This window comes from Rhodococcus sp. FG69 (assembly GCF_057808915.1).
In genome coordinates this window covers 1-701 of the sequence record NZ_JBMDIX010000110.1, presented here as the reverse complement: position 1 = coordinate 701, position 701 = coordinate 1, and the positions used below count along the sequence as shown (strand labels likewise).

At 62.1% G+C, this 701-nt stretch carries 1 protein-coding gene; it reads right to left on the bottom strand.

Annotation, left to right across the window (positions count from 1 at the left end; translation table 11 throughout):
• Window positions 1–701 (bottom strand): condensation domain-containing protein (locus ACODSO_RS29190; protein WP_489040080.1); only part of this gene is annotated, 701 nt, incomplete at both ends.

The following is a 701-nucleotide window of genomic DNA, read 5'->3' as shown; positions in this document are numbered from 1 at the left end:
GATTGTTGGCTCGGGCGTGGTCGATCGATCGGCAACGGCAACAGATCCGGCACATCCGCCAACACCTGCGACCAGAACCCCAACTGCCGAGCCACCAACGACTCCGGATCCGACTCCTCCCCCAACAACGACCGCTGCCACAACGCATAATCGGCATACTGCACCTCGAGCGGCACCCACCCCGGATCAACACCGAGCACCCGAGCCGAATACGCCACCATCACATCCGACGCCAACGGCGCCATCGACGCCCCATCAGCAGCAATATGATGCACCACGATCGCCAACACGAAACGATCGACACCACCCTGCACATCGAGCTGATACAACACAGCCCGGAACGGCGCATCGACAGTGACATCGAACCCACGCGACGCATCGGCCAACACCCGCGCCGACAACTCCTGCTCACCGATCCGCACCACATCGAACACAAACCCACCATCGGGCACCGGATGAACCAACTGACGCGGCAACTCCCCCACCGTCGGGAACGTCGTCCGCAAACTCTCATGACGAGCCACCACATCACCGACAGCAGCACCCAACGCCGCCACATCCAACACACCCGTCAACCGCACCGCCAACGGAATGTTGTACGCAGGCGAGGACGTATCGAACTGATTGATGAACCACATCCGCTGCTGCGCCTGCGACAACGGCACAACCTCAGGACGCACCACCGACACCAACGCCGGCCG